Below are 18521 nucleotides of genomic sequence, written 5' to 3'. Positions count from 1 at the left end.
TATTGGCCGACGTTTCAGGGGCGGTTGTATTATTTAAACGCCCACTGCATTTTTAACCATAGTGTGCGTCCGGGTTCATTTACCCGGGTGGTGCTTTCGTAACCCGGAATAGCCGCACCGCTGCGGGAGATATGTTCGGCGTAGGTAACGTCAAACAGATTATCGATACCGGCGGTCAGCAGCATATCGTCCAGCGGGCGATAACCGGCATTCAGCGAGAACACATTAAAGCCACCGCTTTTACCAATATCCTGACCGACAATATTACCGCTGCCTTCAGCAACGCGGTTCTGCTCTGCGACTAAGCGCCATAACGCACCGGCTGACCATAAACCGTTGTCGTAATTCAGACCGAAGCGGGCTTCGAGAGGAGGCATCTGGCCCAGTGCGCGGTGGTCGCTGTCGTTTTCGCCATGCACCCAGGCGAGGGTGGCGGTGCTGTTCCAGCCGGGGGTAAATTCCCAGCGGCTGTCGGCTTCTGCACCGTAGCTGGTGGCGTCGATATTACGTGCATTACTGGCAAAGGCACTCACCTCCGGCAGGGTTTCAATCAGGATGTAATCTTTGTGTTTGGTATAAAATGCCGATACCGATGCCTGCACATCCTTGCTGTTGTGCAGCGCGCCGATATCCAGCTGAGTGGTTTTTTCCGGATCAATATCAAAGGTTGATGCCATGCCTGTCATCATAGTGCTGGTGGCTGCCGGATTTTTACTGCGCTCCCAGTAATCGGCAGCACGTTCGCTGTGTCCCAGGCCGGCGTATAAACGATTGGTGCTGTTCAGCTGGTGTTCGTAGCGGATAAAACCATTACGCAGCGTGTTGTTGTCATCTGTGTCACTGGTGGTTTTATTGCTGCGTAAATCTTCGGCTTTATCTTTATTGATGCGTACACCGGCATGCACACTGTGGCCAGCGTTATAGCGATGATCCAGTTCGGCATAAATACCGTTGCTGGCGAAGCGCATATCATCCACACGGCTCAGGCTTTCGTAATCCGGTGTGCCACTCATGCTGCTGGCTTTACGCAGCGAGTGTTCATTGCGCTGGGTATCAACGCCGATTTCCAGTTCAGTCGTATTACTTAATGCCAGCGTGCTGCTGAGGCTGGCACCTTTGGTTAAACGATCCGGGTTGGAAACCATTTTCATACCGCTGTTAGCGCGTAATGAATAATTATCCATCACGTGGTCAACGTAATTGCGGTAAATACGGGCTTTTACGTTATTAAACAGCGGCGAGATATTTTCCTGTTCGTAGCTCAGTCCCAGATTGGAACGATCGAATTCTGCGCCGTCCATACTGCGGTCGCCGTAGCGTGCTTCGCCATCGCTTCTGGCGCCGCTCAGTTCGATGCGGGTATCGTTATCCGGCGTCCAGCCCAGCGCTGCATTGGTACTCCAGCGGGTATAGGCCGAGTGTACTTCGTTGCCGTCACCGTCTTCATAGTTATTGGCGTCGGAGCGGGTACCGCTTAAATCGATATAGCCTTTCTGGCCACCGGCCAGCAGGTGGGCAACCTGATCGTTACGGTCGGCGCTGCCTGCCAGCAGGCTGACTTCGCCCTGTACCGGCGTAGTGGAAAAATCCGGCGCAGCACGTTCAAACATCACCACACCGGCACTGTTGCCGGGGCCGTATTTAACCGTTTGCGGGCCTTTTAATACGGTCACTTCGTCATAGGCTTCGGGGAAAACATAAGCGGTGGGCGGGTCCATACGCATACCGCAGCCGCCGAGAATCATTTCACCATCCAGTAAAATGCCCAGGCGTGATGCTGCCATACCACGGAATACCGGATCACCGTCGGTACCGCCTTTGCGGATCACTGAAAAGCCAGGAATATTCTTTAATAAATCGGCACCATCATGGGCAGGAATGGGCTGGCGCGGCGCTTTCGGGTCGGTGGTAACTGTCAGTACATCGCTCATTGGCGGAGCGGTAACCACCATCGGCTCCAGTTGGGTTGCAGTATCAAAAGCAGTATCAGCTTCTGCCGCCAGGGCATTCTGCACGCTCAGGGAAGTAATCAGAAACGCTAATAACGATGGTCGGAAGGCCGGCATAAATACTCCGCAATAAAAAGATAAATACATCAATGGCGCGCAGGGTAACTGCTGGGGCGCCTGTGCGGGATGCGACAGGGTGTCGCAGGGCTGATATGCGTCAGTTATTACCTGTCTGGCCGGCGTTAGCGAAAAGTCTCATGCCTGAGAATGGATTGCGGTGTTAGGGTAATTGTTCTGTCACAGTGGCAGCCCATAACAACAAAATCACCCGATCCGGAATGATATGAGGCCTTTTATGGCAGGACGATACGACTCTTCCGCAGAGCATCAGACAACACCGGGCAACCCGCGTATGCTGCTGGCCGCGTTACTGCTGCTGGTGGGTGTGCCATTGCTGGTGTATCTGTTTCTGGCCCCCGCACAGAATGAACAGGCGGCGGATGTGGAAACCTACAGCACGGTGAGCGCCGAACAGCGTGCGCTGCGGCTGGATGACGGTTCAGAATTACGCCTGCAGGAAAACAGCAGCGTGGCCGTGCGTTACAGCGCAGAGCAGCGCCGCGTGCAGCTGTTGCGTGGTGAAGTGCTGTTTATTATTGCTCCTGACAATGCCCGGCCTTTCTGGGCGCAGGCCGGAACTCTGAGACTGCGCGCCGATGCCAGTGCTTTTGCACTGCAGATGGGCGAGGGGGTTGTGGCACTTGAGGTACTGGAAGGCAGTGTGCGTGCACAGTCTGGCGGTGGTGTGCAGACACTGAATGCCGGCGAGCGGGTAGAACTGGCACTCAGCCGCTGAATTATTTTCCGTCGTAATGTCCCCCTTTGGCGCCTTGCGGCGTCTTCTTCCCTTTAATTAGTGTGAACAGGCCCTGGAGCAGCGCATGGCTGCTCAGCCGTTCCGGCATAATTCGGGGGTTTATTCATAATGTTGTCATCCGCCGCTGGCAGATTGCGCCCTTCTGTATGCGATATCGGGGGCTCCATGTCAGCAGGCAAGTCATATTCTGCCGGGGTTAAGTGTAATCAGCCTCAGGCTTATGCTCAGCAGCTGACCGGGCATTTGCCGAATATCCGCAACTATATTGCCAGCCGGGTGTACAACCATCAGGACGTGGACGACCTGCTGCACGACACCCTGGTGCGCGCATTAACGGCGGTGGCGAAAAAACCGGTGGATAACCTGCTGGCGTATAGCCTGACCGTGGCCCGCAGTGTGGTTTTTGATTACTGGAACCGTAACCGCCAGCAGCCATCCGGCAGTGACAGCGTACCGGAAATGGCATCCATCCCCTTGGACGATGTGCATATTCAGGCGCAGAAGCTGGAACAACTAGAAAAAATCCTGCAACAGCTGCCGCCATTAAGACGGCAGGTTTTTATCATGCGCCGCTTACAGGGCAAATCGCGTGAAGCGATTGCGCAGGAATTAAATATGAACATCGAAGCCGTTAAAAAACACATCACCAGAGCCACGCTGAGTATTGCGGAAGCCATGGAAAAAAGTGGCTGTTAATCCGGCACCGGCCGACCGCCGGAAATGAAAAGTTAGTGCGGAACACGCGGTATATGACCATACAAACAACAGACAATGACATTCGTGAACAGGCCGCCGACTGGTACGACCGGCTGCATGAGCTGAACGCGGCAGAACAGCAACAATATCAACACTGGCTGATGCAAAGCCCGCAGCATGCGGCTGCCATGAGCTGGCTGCAGCAACAGCTGGGTGAACACGACGAGGCGTTATTAATCGCGCTGGAACGTGTAGCCACAGCAAACCACAAGTCCCCGCCCGTTGCGGCAGAAGAGGGGGAAGTGGTTGTGCCAGTCTGGAGACCAACCTTGCTGCAAACGCTGTGGCAAAAGCTGCGGCCAATATCCGGCCCGCGCTGGTGGCCGGCACCGGCGGCACTGGTCATGATGCTGGCACTGGTGCTGGCTTATCCGCTGCTAATGCAGCCGTCTGTACCGGTTGTTCAGCCGCTCAGTTTTAATACCGCCGTGGGCGAGCAGCGGCGTGAGCGTCTGGCGGACGGTTCAGAAATACACCTGAATGCCGGTTCTGCGGTATCGGTGGTACTGGAAGAAAAGCAGCGGCTGGTCAGCCTGACCCAGGGCGAAGCTTATTTTTCGGTCGCAGTCGATAAGCAGCGACCGTTTTATGTTGATACCGGCAAGGTGCAGATCCGGGTTGTCGGTACCGCCTTTAATGTGGATAACACCGCCGGAGCGGTCAGCGTTGTGGTTGAGCATGGCGAAGTAAGGGTAACGCTCGCCGGACAGGAATGGACGCTGCATGCCGGTGACGGTGTGCGCATCAGTGCTGACCGTGGCGAACGTTTTCAGCGTGCGGTGGTATCCGACTGGCGTCAGGACTGGCGCCGCGCAGAGGCGGAACCGCTGGCCGATGTGGTCGCGCATTTACAGCGCTATTCGGCGCGGCCCATCCGTTTGCAGGGCATTGAGCAGACGTTGCCGTTTTCCGGCCGTTATAACCAGAGCGATGTGGAAGGAACCCTCAGCCTGATTGCCAGTTTGTTTGATCTGTCACTGCAGGTCAGTGACGATCTGATATTGCTGTCGGGCGATGATCCGGAAACACGCTGAAGGGCAACGGAGCATGCGCCGCTGGCGCAGGGTATGGCCGCAGCTGGGGGTCGGTCTGCTGCTGACCGGCAGCGCTTATACACAGGCCGCCAACCGCTGCTTTTATGATGGCGTCAGCCAGACAACCCTCAGCCATATTATTCAGCAGGTGTCTGATCGTTATCAGCTGGCAGTGCTGACCAATTATCCGCAGCCGGATACAACCTGGCTGGCCCAGCCACTGGGTGATTGTTCGCTGAGCGAATTTCTTAACTATGCCACCGCCAACAGTGGCTGGCATTACCGCCAGACGGCGGCAGGTGTTGTGCTGTTTTACGGGCCGCAAGCGCAGACGGAAGTTGCGGACAACAAAACGGCTGAAGAAGTCATCGTTACCGCAGCGCCTTTTATCCGCGATGCGTCGCTGGCCAGCCGTTATAACAGCAATACCCTCAGCACCCGCGCGACGTTATCCCGCGGCCAGCTAGCCGGAAATAATGATCTTACCTCGTCCGTTGCGGCAACCAGCGCCGTGGCTTTCAGTCAGGAAGCCGGTATGGACCGCAACCTCAGCATCCGCGGTCTGGGGGCTGATTTTACCCGGGTATTGGTGAACGGTATGCCGATGCTGGCTACCGGTACCAGCATCGATGCGCGGGGCTCGGTGAATAATTCGCGCAGTTTTGATTTTGATATGTTGCCGCCGGGGCTTTTTACTCAGGTCGAGCTGGATAAATCTGCGGCGGCGCGAACGGAAGAAGGTGCCATTGCCGGTTCGGTTGATTTACGCACGCCGCTGCCGCTGGCGGATAACAACGTCGGCCAGCAATGGTTTGCGCTGCAGAATGAACAGAACCTCAGCCATGATGGTAAGGGGTTTGCCTTATCGGGTGGAGTACAGGGGGCCCGCGATAACGGCACGGCAGGAATCATCGGCTGGTTATTGGGGCTGAGTTACCGTACCCGGGCAACTCAGGAGCGGGGATTTTCCACCGTACGCTGGCAAACCGCTGATTGGGGAGAGCAGCCGGCATTAAGTGTTGAACAGCAGACGCAGCTGGAAAGTGGCGCAGTCTTTTATCCGCGCCATAACCGTTACGATATTCTTGATCGTGAACAAATTTCCTACGGTTTAAACAGCGCACTGCAATGGCACAACACCGGCTGGGGCGACTTTGACCTGACGGCCTTTATGGCCCGCAGTCAGCAAACTATGCACGAATACCATATCAGTTCGGCCGGACTGAAAACCCAGGATCTGAGTCATATCCGGGTTAACGATTTTGCAACCCGTCATGCCGGTATGGTGTACGGTAATTTTTCCGGCGTTGATATCCGCAGCGAACATAATTACGAAACCGACGAAACCCGCCTCGGCCAATTAAAATTTGACTGGTATTTACCGTTATCAGAACGCGTACGTCTGCATTCGGCACTGGGTTACCAGCGCTCGGTTTTCGACAGTCCGGACCACGATAAAGTGACGCTGATGTCGTACGCTCAGGACTTCAGTTTTGATCTGCGCCAGAACGATCGCTTTGCGCTCAATCATTACGGCTTTGATATTACCAATCCGCAGGAATGGCAGCTGTACCAGATTAATCTGCGTGAAGATCAGGTAACGAATCAGTATCGCGTTGCTTCCTTCGAGCTCGACATTAAGCACGATGATAATTTCAGACACTTTGCCGGGACGCAGTTGCAGGGCTTTTTAAATGACCGCGCCGAGGGCGAATATAATAACAGTGATATTAATGGCCCGGTCGGTGAATTTTACCAGCGTACCCCCGGTGATTTTTCCGCTGGTCCCGGGCCATCAGGGTTGCCGCATCACTGGATTGTTGGCAGCCACGCGGTTATTGACGCCCTTGGGACAAACACCGCACTGGTGCATGATCCGTTACAGCAGCGGCGCTTAAACGAATATACCTGGTCGTCCTGGTGGCAGACCTCTTACGAATTCTGGCAATGGCCGTGGCCACTGCGTGGTGATCTGGGCCTGCGTTATTCGGCTACCCGTCAACTTGTGCGCGGGCGCTGGTCGATAGACAGCGACAGCAGCGCCGTTAATAACAGCTCAGATTACGCTGACTGGTTACCGGCGTTTCATCTGGTTATGCAGGCGCGCGATGATTTATTGCTGCGTTTCGGTTATCGCCGTGATCTGGCGCGACCATCGATAGAAGACCTGACGTCACCCTTATTATTACGCAGCAGTGCCCGGCTGGTGGAAGGTGGTAATACCCAACTGCAACCGTCGCGCGCGCACTCGTTTGATGTCTCTGCGGAATGGTACGGTGATGAGCAGCAGTTTTTTTCCGCCGGATTATTTTATAAACGCATCGACAGCCTGGTCGTCGCGCAGGTTGAAGAGCTGACGCTGGAGCAGTTGCCATATTACAACCCGCAATGGGATCAGCTGGCACTGAGCGACGGTTTATATACTTACCGGCGGCCGGTGAACGGGCCGGGAACCGATATCAGTGGTCTTGAACTGAACCTGCAACTGCCATTTTATTTTTTGCCCGCTGCGCTGCAGAATTTTGGTGTGCGGGTGAGCTATGCACTGAATCGCGGCCTGGTCCGTTATCCGCTGGATGACGGCGTTACTACTTTGCCGGCACCGGGATTGTCACGCCATGTGGTGAACGGCGAATTATGGTTCCGCAACCAGAGTGTCAGCGCTGGCCTGACATTAAAGGCGCGTTCGCAATATCTGACGCGGGTGCCGGGCGCAAATGATAATGACCGCGAAGGTGTGAATGCGTCATTAATTACCGGTGCTTATCTGCGCTGGAATGCCAGCCATCAACTGACATTTTCTCTGGATGCCCGCAATCTCGGCAACGAACCCTTTGACCTTTTCGTTGATAAAACCAACCGGGTTTACAGTTATTCCACCACAGGTACAGAAATACTGGCCGGTATCAGCCTGAATTTTTCTGATCACTGAATATTTATCGCCCCTGACCCACTACTGTCCCACAGTTTTTAATCAGCACCATAAGTAGCAAAAACATTGTTTCAACATCAAAGCCTGTTGCCTCCCAGGGGAACTTATCCCCTTGCCGGCAGGCCGACCCCAGCTTCGCGCTTTCTGGGCCGTCACCCTTGAAGCCTTGATATTTACTGGCCGCGCGCCTCATCGGCCATCCATGGCCGGAGCCGCTTGTCCGCATCCCTGCGGACAGACCAGACATATCAGCGGTTTCTGCGGCGGCCCCAGAGGCGCAGAAAACCATCACCGCGATTCCGCTTTTCAAATCAAACGTATTCTTTTAAGTCTCATGTTTCAAACACGGTTTCCTTTGATATGCAGCTGAGCGGATTACTTAAACCGGCGATCGTGCGGCGCCAGACAACCAGATGATTCTGCGGCCTTCAGAGCAAAACCCTGCCCTGGAACGATATAAATTATTGGTGTTTTAAAGTGTCGTTCCGGGGCGAATTGTTTTGCGTGCCGCATAATTATTGCAGTTGGCTGGATGAAGCCGGACGCGCCGAAAAGAGAGGATCGGAAGGAGATACCTCTCCTTGCAGGGGGCCAGGGGCTTGCCCCGGAAAGGCGTTTCAGATTGAAACACAGTAGTCGATGAATGCTGCGGTTTGGAGTGACACAATGTCACTCCAAACTGTGGGACAGCAGTGGCTCCTGACCACTCCCGCCCTGTGGATATCCTGTTAGGAAAACTTCACAGAACTGTAATGTCCCCTTGTGCTGCTTCAGCCGGTCTTCACTGGTGTCTCTCTCAACATAGATCGCATGTTTGGCATGCGGTTTATGTCTTTTTAAATCTGACAAATTTTAAATCCGACAACCAAGTGAACGTTATGAATACTGAAAAAAATCTGAATAAACGCAACGGTCTGTATCTGGCCATGGTCGCGGCCGCTACGCTGATGCTGAGCGCCTGTGGCGACGATAATAACGATGACAACAGCACGGCAGACATCAGTAAACCGGTAATGCCTGCAGGCCTGGGTTTTGAGCAATATGTAGCAGCCCCTGATGCTGCCTATCCTTTGCCGGTGATTTTATACGGTAAAAATAATGGTCACAGTACGCTGAAATACAGCATTCATGACAACCCCTATCCACATGCCCTGAAAGGTATTAACAGCATCTGGAAAGGCACCAGTGACGCTTACCAGAGTGCCGCCAGCGGCAGCGGTCCGGACAGTTATGAAGCCAATCCGATTAAAAATGCAGCGGTCTGGGCGGCCAATATTGCCTACGTTGAAAAAGTGACGGCTGAGCGTTCTGACGAAGCAGCAATCCGCGCTTATCTCGATGACCGCCGCGGTAAAAGCTATTCCGTTGTTGATGGTTTTGGCCCGCTGACCGAAGACTACGTGGCGAACAGCGGCACCTATTACGATATTACCGAACCGACCGTGGCGCAGGTGCTGGAAGACAGCCATTACCTCGGCGACAGTGATGACAGCTGGACTTTTACCGGTGATGAAAACAGCGCGTTCGGCGCAGCCGTACGTTTCACCAATAATGTGCGTTACAACATGGCGGCAACATCAACCAGTGGTTCCAAATATATTTTCTCGACCCCGCGCCCGTGGCGTATGACCAGCACCGGTGCGGTGGAATATCTCGGCAATGATCTGCGTACCTGTATCAACAGCAGTGGTGCACCGGCAGACATTAATTTCGATATTTATAACAGCGATGTCAGTGTGATTCCGGGGCTGGTATGTGCCCGCCGTAAGAGTAACAGCGGTGATGAACAGAGCCTGCGCAAAGACGGTGGTTATCCGAGTGGTCACACCAATGCCGGTGTGGTGTCGTCATTGTCGCTGGCGTATGCCTTCCCGGAACGTTTTGCCGAGCATGTTGTGCGCGGTTCTGAGCTGGGTGAAAACCGTATTGTTGCCGGTATGCACTCGCCTGTGGATGTGATTGGTGGCCGCATTATGGCGCTGATGAGTGCGGCCGATGCGCTGAACACCACAGCAGGTTATGAGTCCGGCCAGGCCGCTTACAACCAGCTGCATGCTTTCTACGAAACCAAAGCCGCAGAAGCGGGTATGAGTCTGTACGACTATGCCCACCGCACTCTGGCAGAAGGTGAAACCGGCAGCGTTATCGAGGCCGACGGCGTTACCGTTAATGCCGATGTGTTTAACAATAATGACTACGACGACCACGCCGCGATCAAGGCGTTATACCGCTTCCGTATGACCTACGGTCTGCCACAGGACAGCAGCCAGACTGGTCAGCCTGCGGTCGTGCCTGAAGGTGCGGAAGCCCTGCTGAAAACCCGCCAGCCTTATCTGTCCGATGCCCAGCGCCGGGCGGTGTTGTTTACCACCGAAGTCGATTCCGGCTATCCGATTCTGGATGACTCCAACGGTTGGGGACGCATTAATCTGGTCGATGCGGCTGATGGTTATGGCGCTTTCCTGGGGGATGTGAGCGTGACGATGGAAGCCAGTGATGGCGGTTTCTCTGCCCGTGACTGGTGGCGCAATGACATCAGCGGCGCTGGCAAACTGAGCAAAGCCGGCAGTGGTCACCTGACGCTGACCGGTAACAACAGCTACAGCGGTGGCAACGTGATTAACGGCGGTACGCTGGAAGCCGCGTCTGCTTCGGCCTTCGGTCAGGGCGACTTGTTTGTGAACTCCGGTACGGCACTGGTTGATGCCCGTGGTGCATTACAGCTGGGCGGCAATATCACCCTGAATGGCGCTGCAGTTCTGAAGCTGGCCATGGATGCTGACAGCACTCAGGTTGCCACTGCTGAAACCCTGTTTATTGATGGTGCCACGCTGACGCTCGATTTTGCCGGCCTGACGCCGCAAAGCGGGGCTGCTTATACCTTGCTGCAGGCAGGTAAGGTTGCCGGTGAGTTCAGCCATGTGGATGCCGGAGATTATGAAGTAATGCTGGAGTACACCGGCACCAGCGTGATTGCCCGCCTGAACTGATCGTTCATGGTGGCGAAAACCAGTGTTTTTCGCCACCGGGTCATGATGGGCCGCTGCTGGCATCTGGCGTGTTACGCAGCGGCCCGTGTTGTCCTGCCGCAGACAAGTTTTAATGTGGTACAAAAGTACCGCAATTGAATTGCGATGGGCCAAATAATAATCATAAATACGAAGGTAACTCTTATGAACAGATCCATGCTGACCGCCGGCATGATGCTGGCCGCACTCTGTGCCGCGCCTGCTCAGGTATCGGCCTCACAGGAAGGCAGCTTCAGTACGCTCACCTACAACGTCGCCGGTTTACTGGAATTGTTTTCCAGTGCGGTATCGCCGCGCCAGAGCGCCACGGAAGAGATCAGTTGTTATATCAACGAATTTGATGTGGTGAACGTGCAGGAAGATTTTAACTATCACGCCGCACTCTATGACACCTGCAACACCCATCCATACCGCTCCGCCACCACCGGCGGCATGGGCATTGGCAGTGGCCTGAATACCCTCAGCCGCTTTCCGTACAGCGACTGGGAGCGGGTCCACTGGGCAGACTGTAATGGCGTTGATTGTTTAACCCCTAAGGGTTTCACCCTGGCGCGCACCCGTCTGGCAGAAGGTGTGTATGTGGATATCTATAACCTGCATACCCAGGCTCAGGTGGGCGATGCCGACCTGACTGCCCGTCGTGGCAATATCCGCCAGTTAATCAGTTATATCGATGCCAATTCTGCCGGTAATGCGGTGATTGTGATGGGCGATACCAATACCCGTTATACCCGTGGCGGCGATAATATCTGGGAGCTGCTGAACCGTGGTTTCAGCGATGCCTGGCTCAAGCTGTCGCGTAACGGCGATGTGCCGGTCAGTGGCGCTGATGCCCTGACCTGTGATCCGCAGACCTCGGCCCCGGATTGCGAAATTGTCGATAAAGTACTGTTCCGCGATAACGGTTTTGTCGGGCTGGATGCGGTCTATCACCTGCTGCGTCAGGACGACAACACCAGCGATGGTCTGCGTCTGTCTGACCACCCACCGCTGCAAACTGACTTTGTTTATTCCACCCCGGCCGACCGCCGGCTGAGCGATCCTTTTGGTGGCCCGCACGGTACGCATTTTAACGATGTGGCGGTATTACCGCAGAATCCGGCTGTAAGCGGCGTAAATATCCGCGCCGGTTCCCGCGTTGACCGTATCGACCTGACCCTGAGCAATGGCTTTGTGCTATCGCACGGCGGTAATGGCGGTACGGATCATGTGCTGAACCTCAACAGTGGCGAATATCTGACCTCACTGCAGCTGTGCAGCGGCCAGAAAGACGGCAGAACCCGTATTTTCTACAGCCGCTTTACCACCAGTCAGAACCGCAGCGTAGCGGCGGGCTCAACCAGCGGCAGCTGTCAGACCTTTAATGCTCCGGCTGGCTGGCAGATTGTTGGCCTGCATGGCCGCGCCGGTGAAGAGCTGGATAAAGCCGGTGTGGTTTACGCACCGTTCCGGGCGGGCAATATTCCGCCAGCGGTGGACTACGTGCAGTTTATTAATAACGCCTCCGGCCTGTGTCTGGATATCAGCAATGCCAACATGAGCAACGGCACCAACGTAGGTCAGTGGACCTGCAATAACGGCAACTGGCAGAAATGGCATTACGACGCCAGCAGCGGATTAATCCGCAGCCAGCAGGACAACCGCTTTTGTCTGGATAATGGCGGCAACTTTGCCAACGGCGCTAACCTGATGATCTGGCAGTGCAATGGCAATGCTAATCAGCGTTTCAGCCTGAATGCCGACGGCTCAGTGGCTATGCGTACATTCCCGGAACAGGTGGTGGATGGTTACGGCAGCAATGCCGGCGATAACGCCGGAACCTGGTATAGCTGGGGTGGGAATAACCAGCGCTGGACGCTGGTGCCTTAACGGTAGGGCTTTTGAAGTGTAATCAGCGCTTCATCATGATTTAAATAAAAAAAATCCCGGAGTATTCCGGGATTTTTTTAACTTAACTGCTTCTTCAGTTCCTGCAACCGCTGTTGCTGCTCTTTACGCGGCAGCGGTGTTTCGCTGTGTTCCGGCAGGGCTTTGGTAATGTCCATCTCAATACTTTCGCCATTCTGCAGGCGCTTTATCAGTATTTCATAATTGCGTTTAAACACCGGGAAGGTTTTTTCTTCGACGTTATTGGCCAGAAAAAACCAGTCGCTGGCACGGCCGGCGTAATACACCGCCGGATGACTCCAGTTGAATTCTTTTTTCGGTGATGGCGCGCGGCAGGCTTCCATAAAGGCGGCATGGGCCGAGGGTAAACCCAGGCTGTCGGCCACGTCGCAACGCGCCACAACTTCATGCACGTTGGGTAAAAAGCTGCTCTCTTTTACCGCTCTTTCGGCGGCGCGCATCATCACGTCACCGCTGTATTCACCCAGCAGGCGCGCCCATAACCGCTTTGCCATAATCATGGTGTCGAGGTCGGGAAAGGCCTTTAAAAACTGGTTGTGATAATTAAAGCGGAACAGCTCAAAAATCTGGTTAATGGCTTCTTTCTGCTCCACGCTCGGCTCATGCGCCTGGGCTTCACCAGCTGGTGTCTTTGAGTCGCTGGACACTTGCTTCAGCTGTTGCGTAACCCGGTTGAGCAGTTGTGTGCTGTCCGGTGTGCGTGCCATAGGATTCTCCTGACGAAGTCTGGGCTAAACGCTTGCCCCATTGCTGTTTAACGTATTGCAGAAAACGGCTGTTCCAGCTGTTGTGTACCTGATTGGAGTCGCGCCAGTAAAGCACAAATTCCGGCACCAGATCCTGAGCAAACTGACGGTCGATATGGCCCATGGCAAGAATGTCGTAGCAGTCTTCGGCCGGTTGCCAGTTATCGGGAATACGGGTGGGCAGGGAGGAGTGTTCCACCGAGGCGCTGTAGCGCGCCCATTGCTGGCGCACCTGCTGAATAAATTTGCTGTTCCAGGTCTTAAACGCATCGCCGCGTTCGGCCCAATAGAGCACAAACTCGGCCACGGCATCGGTAATAAACTGCGGGTCGATACCGGCGCGCTGCAGTATCTGGCAGGCATCCTGACTGGGTTGCCAATCAAGGCTGATGGCGGCGGCTTCATCCTGCACGGGCTTAAACGCACTGCGTTCCTGATGGTTGCCGGGCGGCTGAACACCGCCCTGAAAACCACGTTCAAGGGTACGCTGCTGCTTTTGTGCATCGTTCTGAGTGAATACCCACTGACTCTTCACATGGCGGAAGAAGCGGGTGTTCCAGTCATTGCGGTTTGCGCCCTGTTCCTGCCCCTGCAGAATAAAGGCATCCATTTGCGCCCAGGCAAAGCTGCGCGGTATGCCATGTTGCTCAAGCCGTGCGAGGGTGTCTTCCTGCGGCTGCCAGCGTGATTCCAGCGGCTGTTTAAAGTGGCCCGGCAGGGGGGCTGCAATGGTCTGGCGTGGCTGAGCAGAGGCTTCCGCCTGGGCACGGGATGCCGGTGCTTCGGACGGATAATAAGGCGCTTGCTCGGCGTTAAAGGCGTAAGTCAGGCCGTCGCCATCGGGAAACATCGTGCCCTGCAGGCTGAGCAGGCCTTTATCGAGCAGGCTGCGCAGCACCCGGCGGATGCTGACATCATCCCAGAACGGTAACTGGTTACGCAGCGCCTGATAATGAAGCCGCACCCATTGCTGACCCTGAATACTGGCGGCATCGTTCAGTACGGTCAGCAACACGGCCTCTTCCAGGCCAATGGTCGCCGCCAGCGTTGCCGAGAGGGCAATGGTTTTGTCGGTAAACAGTGGATGACAGGGCATGGTGGTTTCCGTAGCGGGTTTGCGGCCAGAGGGCAGCGGGTGTTTTTGCCGGACAGGCCTGACATAATGGCCGCCCGGCGGATTCTGCCGGCATTGTACTCCGGCGGCCCTGCACTAAATACCCGGCATTCAATATCACTGCAGCATCGCGTACGGTAGTGGCGGTTGCGTTATTGATACCGGCATCACTGGTTGTGGCTGGGCCAAAGCGCTATTGTACCTATTTTCGAGGTGGTTCCCACGCCCATGACACGTCCAACGCGCGCATTAATCAACTGGTCTCACTTCCGCCACAATTACCAATTGGCCAAATCCAGCGTCAGCGGGAAAGCCTATGCGGTGATCAAAGCCAACGGCTATGGCCACGGGCTGGTCAACTGTGCACGCGCCCTGAGCAGCGCCGACGGCTTTGCCGTGGCCTGTGTCGATGAGGCGCTGGCCCTACGCGAAGCCGGTATCCGCCGTCCGCTGGTGGTGTTGCAGGGCGCTTACGACGCGCACGAATGGACACTGGCCGCCGAACACAAAATTCAGCTGGTGGTGCATCACCGCAAACAGCTGCAGGACCGGGCCAGCGCCACGCTGAGTCAGCCGGTAGGCGTGTGGCTGAAGATCAACAGTGGCATGAACCGCTTAGGGTTCCGCGTCAGCGAGGCCGACGACATTCTCGCCCTGATCAGCGCCGACGAACAACTGGAATTGCGCTATGTAATCTCGCACTTCTCCAGCGCCGATGAATGGCAGTCACCGGTACTCGCCACTCAGCTTGATACCCTCTACAGCCACGATTGGCCGGTACCACTGAGCATCAGCAACAGTGCTGGCCTGCTCACCGAAAAACGCATCAACGATGAACTGGTCGCCGAAGGCTTGAGCCGCCCCGGCATCATGCTCTATGGCAGCTCGCCGCTGAATTATAAAAGCGCCGCCGAGCTGGGCCTGAAAGCGGTAATGAGCCTCGAATCGCAATTAATCAGCACCCACGACGTACCCGCTGGTGAAACCGTGGGTTACGGCGGTGACTGGACGGCTGAACGTGACACTCGTGTGGGCGTTGTCGCTATTGGCTATGGTGATGGTTATCCGCGCCATGCCCCGGCCGGCACGCCAGTGCTGGTGGATGGGGTTGAATGCCCGCTGATAGGCCGGGTGTCGATGGATATGATCACCGTCGATCTTACCGACCATCCGCACGCGCAGATCGGTTCGCCGGTTGAGCTTTGGGGTGAACATCTCAGCGTTGACCGTATCGCAGAACTGTGCGGCACCATCAGCTATGAGTTGTTCTGCCAGCTGACGTCACGGGTAAAACGCGTGGCGCGCGAACTGCCCAGCGATGGCGCAACCGTACTTAATCCCTGATCCCTGAATGCGCCATATAAGGACGTAAGGCATGAAAAAATTGCTGTTACTGGCCGCAGCTGTCGCGGCCTATATTTACCTGCCGCTCGGCGACACCCTGAATGACTGGTTTGCCCGTGTCAGTGGTTCCGGTGTGTATGACAGCGCCGGAAATCCACGGGCGGTGTTGCTGATTAACAGCGGTTGCGGCGAGCCCTGCAATGACGCCAGCGCCGAACTGCGCCGCCGTTATATTGATGCCGAAATTGTTGTTACCGACCGCGACCCGCAAGGCGCAGAGCGTTACGGCAACCCGCGTACCGTGCCCACTCTGCTGGTTGGCCGCGAACGTATGCAGGGCTACAACGCCGCTCACTACGCCTCGATTCTGGCCAATAACTTTGGCGAACAGGCTTTAACCGCGCAGGAACAACGCATTTTTGCCAAACACTTTGATGACAACGGCGCTCCGCGCATTGTGCTCTATGGCACCACATGGTGTGGCTACTGCAAAAAGCTGCGCGGCGAATTTGCCGAACATAATGTTGATTATCTGGATTACGATGTGGAAAAACCCGCCAAGCAAACCTGGTTGTTAAAAGCACTGGGCATTGGCGGCTATCCAACGGTATATGTCGGTTATCAGCGTGTGCGCGGCACCGATTATGCGGCGGTTAAAAAACTGCTTTAAACGTATCAGACTTCGTTATTGTCAGGTTTCAGATTATGAATTTTCAGACCCTGCGTACTTACCTGCTGAGCAAGCCCGAAGCGCTGGAGGATTTTCCCTTCGGCCCGGATGCTTATGTTTATAAAGTACAGGACAAAATGTTTGCCCTGCTGTACGAAAAAGACGGCAAAGCGCGCATTAACCTGAAGTGTGATCCGCAGCAGGCGGTGGAATTACGTGATGTATTCAGCGCGGTCATTGCCGGCTACCACATGAATAAAACCCACTGGAATACAGTGCTGCTGGACGGCGATGTGCCCGACGGCGAGCTGGAACGCATGGTCGATCATTCTTACCGGCTGATTTTTCAGAAATTAACCAGAGCACAGAAGCGCTATCTCAGCACCCGTTACAGCGATAAAGAATTATGTGCGGAATAATGCCTGTTTGGCTGTGCAGGACTGGGCTGATCTGAGCTGGGCGTCAGCTCTGTCAGGCTTTTAATTCCGTTCAGGTTTTAACGTCCGGCGAGCGCAAAGCCTTACTGTAAAACCCGGACTGATCAAAACAGCACACCCGCTTTTTACCCGAGGCGAGCATATCGCAGGCGTTTTCGATACGGGTTACACGGGTTTTGGCCTGCGTGGCAGACTCAATCCAGTGAATCCAGTCGACCCGGGCAATGGTGGTTGTTGCTTCCCATACCGCTTTAGCTTGCGGTGAGGCATCAATACGAGCCTGAAAATCTTCGGGCAGCGCAGGCTCCGGCTCCTTTTGCATGGCAGCAATTTCTACAGTGACCGTCTCACCTGTTGTTGCGCCACAGGCCTCATACAGGGTTTTATCCATTTTAAGCCAGTGGCTGAGCTGGCCGTCCGGCTCCAGAGTTACCTGAAACGGGTGATTATTGATGGTGCCTTCGACACTGGTGCGGCCACGGCGGGGCAGCAGATCGCTGACTTCTTTAGGCAGAATAAGAAATGCCCGAAGATCATCACCAGCGGCTTTTGCCGGAGCGAATAACTGCGCGGTAAATATGGTTTTTTCTGCGTCCCTGCTCATAAATAATTCCGTCGGCACTTAATGAGTAACGGAATGATAGTAGCGGCTCAGACTGCGGCTGTTAACCTCTGTGACTGCGCTGCCTGCTTATTATTGTGTAAATTTTATCGCATAACCTTGCATGCCCGGCCTGACCATTCCTCACAATCCCTGACCCAAGCTTAAATTTAAATCCGCATACTGGTAATGGACTCATTTGTTATCAGGTATGCGTTATGGATATTAAAGGACTGGTGAATCTGTTCCTCAGCTCTGCCACGGATCTTGCCCAGCAAGGTAAGCAGGGCGCGGAGAAGGCTTTGAATATTCCTGCCGAAGGCGAGGCGCGCAGTGATACCTTATCGACCCTGGCCAAAGGCGCTTTGGGTGGCGGTGCACTGGGTTTGCTGCTGGGCTCAAAAAGCGGCCGCAAGCTTGGGTCAACTGCGCTGAAGGTTGGTGGCAGCGCCGCGCTGGCTGCTGTTGCCTTTAAAACCTACCAGAGCTGGAAAGCCGGAAAAAACGCAGCGGCTGCTGGTAGCGACCATGATGCCGCACTTCAGATTCCGGCCGCGGCTTTGCCAGAACAGGCCGCTATCAGCGCCCCCGCACCGAGCGAACGTGAAAGCCTGCTGCTGTTATCCGCCATGATTGCCGCCGCCAAAGCCGACGGCCATATCGACGATGCCGAACAACAACGCATCAGCAACGCAGTACAGGCTATGGGCGCAACGGCAGAGGTAAACCGCTTTGTGGAACAGGAACTGCGCAAGCCACTCGACCCGGCAGAAATAGCCGCTCAGGTAAAAACACCGGAAGAAGCCGCCGAAGTCTATCTGGCCTCGGTGTTAATCGTAGATGAACAGAACTTTATGGAAAAAGCCTACCTGCAGGAACTGGCCCGGCAGTTAAAGCTGGAGCCCGGTTTGGTGGCTGAACTGGAAAAACAGGTACCGCAGGCGGGTCAGGGGTGACTGATTGAGGACAGCGGACTTGCGGCAGGTTAAGAAAGGGTAGTGCGGGGTTCTAACGCAAAGTTAATGGGCGCGCTTTAGCGCGTGATCTTGCCCCGATAAAACGGACACGTTCATTTTCATGCTGCTATTTGCTCGTATTCCATCGGTGAGCAGTAACCGATTCCC

14 protein-coding genes are annotated in these 18521 nt (G+C 55.1%); 10 read left to right on the top strand and 4 right to left on the bottom strand.

Features of this window, described 5'->3' with window-relative positions:
* Positions 1–29 precede the first annotated feature (29 nt).
* Positions 30–2066 (bottom strand): TonB-dependent copper receptor, encoded by a 2037-nt coding sequence (locus NYR02_RS13705; protein WP_260976915.1) that lies wholly within the window; start codon positions 2064–2066, stop codon positions 30–32.
* Between the two features lie 238 nt (positions 2067–2304).
* On the opposite strand from NYR02_RS13705, the gene NYR02_RS13700 reads away from it, so the two are divergent.
* The 6 genes from NYR02_RS13700 to NYR02_RS13675 all read left to right on the top strand — a co-directional run bounded on the left by NYR02_RS13700 (position 2305) and on the right by NYR02_RS13675 (position 12446).
* Positions 2305–2805: a FecR family protein gene (locus NYR02_RS13700; protein ID WP_225692462.1), complete on the top strand. Its 501-nt coding sequence runs from the start codon at positions 2305–2307 to the stop codon at positions 2803–2805.
* A 186-nt stretch (positions 2806–2991) separates the two neighbouring features.
* Entirely contained in the window at positions 2992–3522 is a 531-nt protein-coding gene (locus tag NYR02_RS13695; protein ID WP_186436034.1) for an RNA polymerase sigma factor, read from the top strand.
* A 53-nt stretch (positions 3523–3575) separates the two neighbouring features.
* Positions 3576–4616 carry a FecR family protein gene (locus tag NYR02_RS13690; protein WP_260976914.1) on the top strand — a complete coding sequence of 347 codons (1041 nt, stop codon included), beginning with the start codon at positions 3576–3578 and terminating at the stop codon, positions 4614–4616.
* A 13-nt stretch (positions 4617–4629) separates the two neighbouring features.
* A complete protein-coding gene (locus tag NYR02_RS13685; protein ID WP_260976913.1) occupies positions 4630–7548 on the top strand; it encodes a TonB-dependent receptor in 2919 nt (972 codons plus the stop codon).
* An 878-nt stretch (positions 7549–8426) separates the two neighbouring features.
* Positions 8427–10538: a phosphatase PAP2 family protein gene (locus tag NYR02_RS13680; RefSeq protein WP_260976912.1), complete on the top strand. Its 2112-nt coding sequence runs from the start codon at positions 8427–8429 to the stop codon at positions 10536–10538.
* A gap of 183 nt (positions 10539–10721) precedes the next feature.
* Positions 10722–12446, top strand: coding sequence for a jacalin-like lectin (locus NYR02_RS13675; protein WP_260976911.1), 1725 nt, complete (start codon positions 10722–10724; stop codon positions 12444–12446).
* 77 nt (positions 12447–12523) lie between these two features.
* Here NYR02_RS13675 and NYR02_RS13670 read toward each other — a convergent pair whose 3' ends face one another.
* Together NYR02_RS13670 and NYR02_RS13665 are read right to left on the bottom strand one after the other, a co-directional pair.
* On the bottom strand, positions 12524–13192 hold the full coding sequence (locus NYR02_RS13670; RefSeq protein WP_260976910.1) for a replication protein P: 669 nt from the start codon (positions 13190–13192) through the stop codon (positions 12524–12526).
* Positions 13101–14327 carry a DnaT-like ssDNA-binding domain-containing protein gene (locus NYR02_RS13665; protein ID WP_260976909.1) on the bottom strand — a complete coding sequence of 409 codons (1227 nt, stop codon included), beginning with the start codon at positions 14325–14327 and terminating at the stop codon, positions 13101–13103. The genes NYR02_RS13670 and NYR02_RS13665 overlap by 92 nt, the downstream gene beginning before the upstream one ends.
* Positions 14328–14573: 246 nt before the next feature.
* Between NYR02_RS13665 and alr the strand changes: the two genes are divergently transcribed.
* The 3 genes from alr to NYR02_RS13650 are packed head-to-tail and all read left to right on the top strand — an operon-like array spanning position 14574 to position 16778.
* Positions 14574–15689, top strand: a complete 1116-nt coding sequence (gene alr, locus NYR02_RS13660) for an alanine racemase (protein WP_260976908.1) — start codon at positions 14574–14576, stop codon at positions 15687–15689.
* A 31-nt stretch (positions 15690–15720) separates the two neighbouring features.
* Positions 15721–16359, top strand: a complete 639-nt coding sequence (locus NYR02_RS13655) for a glutaredoxin family protein (protein WP_260976907.1) — start codon at positions 15721–15723, stop codon at positions 16357–16359.
* A 35-nt stretch (positions 16360–16394) separates the two neighbouring features.
* Positions 16395–16778, top strand: coding sequence for an MmcQ/YjbR family DNA-binding protein (locus NYR02_RS13650; RefSeq protein WP_260976906.1), 384 nt, complete (start codon positions 16395–16397; stop codon positions 16776–16778).
* 70 nt (positions 16779–16848) lie between these two features.
* Here NYR02_RS13650 and NYR02_RS13645 read toward each other — a convergent pair whose 3' ends face one another.
* Positions 16849–17400, bottom strand: a complete 552-nt coding sequence (locus tag NYR02_RS13645; RefSeq protein ID WP_260976905.1) for a YdeI/OmpD-associated family protein — start codon at positions 17398–17400, stop codon at positions 16849–16851.
* A 215-nt stretch (positions 17401–17615) separates the two neighbouring features.
* Between NYR02_RS13645 and NYR02_RS13640 the strand changes: the two genes are divergently transcribed.
* Complete coding sequence (locus tag NYR02_RS13640; RefSeq protein ID WP_260976904.1) at positions 17616–18353, top strand: tellurite resistance TerB family protein; 738 nt, start codon at positions 17616–17618, stop codon at positions 18351–18353.
* Positions 18354–18521: the final 168 nt, after the last annotated feature.

The sequence above is a fragment of the Thalassolituus pacificus genome (genome assembly GCF_025318105.1).
GTDB lineage: Bacteria > Pseudomonadota > Gammaproteobacteria > Pseudomonadales > Oceanobacteraceae > Venatoribacter > Venatoribacter pacificus.
Note: the sequence above shows the minus strand (reverse complement) of the source record. Positions and strands in the feature narration are given on the sequence as shown.

What these genes read in the sequence shown, in the direction of transcription:
- NYR02_RS13705 (WP_260976915.1), bottom strand. Translation starts at nt 2,066, where the DNA reads ATGCCGGCCTTCCGACCATCGTTATTAGCGTTTCTGATTACTTCCCTG.
- NYR02_RS13700 (WP_225692462.1), top strand. Translation starts at nt 2,305, where the DNA reads ATGGCAGGACGATACGACTCTTCCGCAGAGCATCAGACAACACCGGGC.
- NYR02_RS13695 (WP_186436034.1), top strand. Translation starts at nt 2,992, where the DNA reads ATGTCAGCAGGCAAGTCATATTCTGCCGGGGTTAAGTGTAATCAGCCT.
- NYR02_RS13690 (WP_260976914.1), top strand. Translation starts at nt 3,576, where the DNA reads ATGACCATACAAACAACAGACAATGACATTCGTGAACAGGCCGCCGAC.
- NYR02_RS13685 (WP_260976913.1), top strand. Translation starts at nt 4,630, where the DNA reads ATGCGCCGCTGGCGCAGGGTATGGCCGCAGCTGGGGGTCGGTCTGCTG.
- NYR02_RS13680 (WP_260976912.1), top strand. Translation starts at nt 8,427, where the DNA reads ATGAATACTGAAAAAAATCTGAATAAACGCAACGGTCTGTATCTGGCC.
- NYR02_RS13675 (WP_260976911.1), top strand. Translation starts at nt 10,722, where the DNA reads ATGAACAGATCCATGCTGACCGCCGGCATGATGCTGGCCGCACTCTGT.
- NYR02_RS13670 (WP_260976910.1), bottom strand. Translation starts at nt 13,192, where the DNA reads ATGGCACGCACACCGGACAGCACACAACTGCTCAACCGGGTTACGCAA.
- NYR02_RS13665 (WP_260976909.1), bottom strand. Translation starts at nt 14,327, where the DNA reads ATGCCCTGTCATCCACTGTTTACCGACAAAACCATTGCCCTCTCGGCA.
- alr (WP_260976908.1), top strand. Translation starts at nt 14,574, where the DNA reads ATGACACGTCCAACGCGCGCATTAATCAACTGGTCTCACTTCCGCCAC.
- NYR02_RS13655 (WP_260976907.1), top strand. Translation starts at nt 15,721, where the DNA reads ATGAAAAAATTGCTGTTACTGGCCGCAGCTGTCGCGGCCTATATTTAC.
- NYR02_RS13650 (WP_260976906.1), top strand. Translation starts at nt 16,395, where the DNA reads ATGAATTTTCAGACCCTGCGTACTTACCTGCTGAGCAAGCCCGAAGCG.
- NYR02_RS13645 (WP_260976905.1), bottom strand. Translation starts at nt 17,400, where the DNA reads ATGAGCAGGGACGCAGAAAAAACCATATTTACCGCGCAGTTATTCGCT.
- NYR02_RS13640 (WP_260976904.1), top strand. Translation starts at nt 17,616, where the DNA reads ATGGATATTAAAGGACTGGTGAATCTGTTCCTCAGCTCTGCCACGGAT.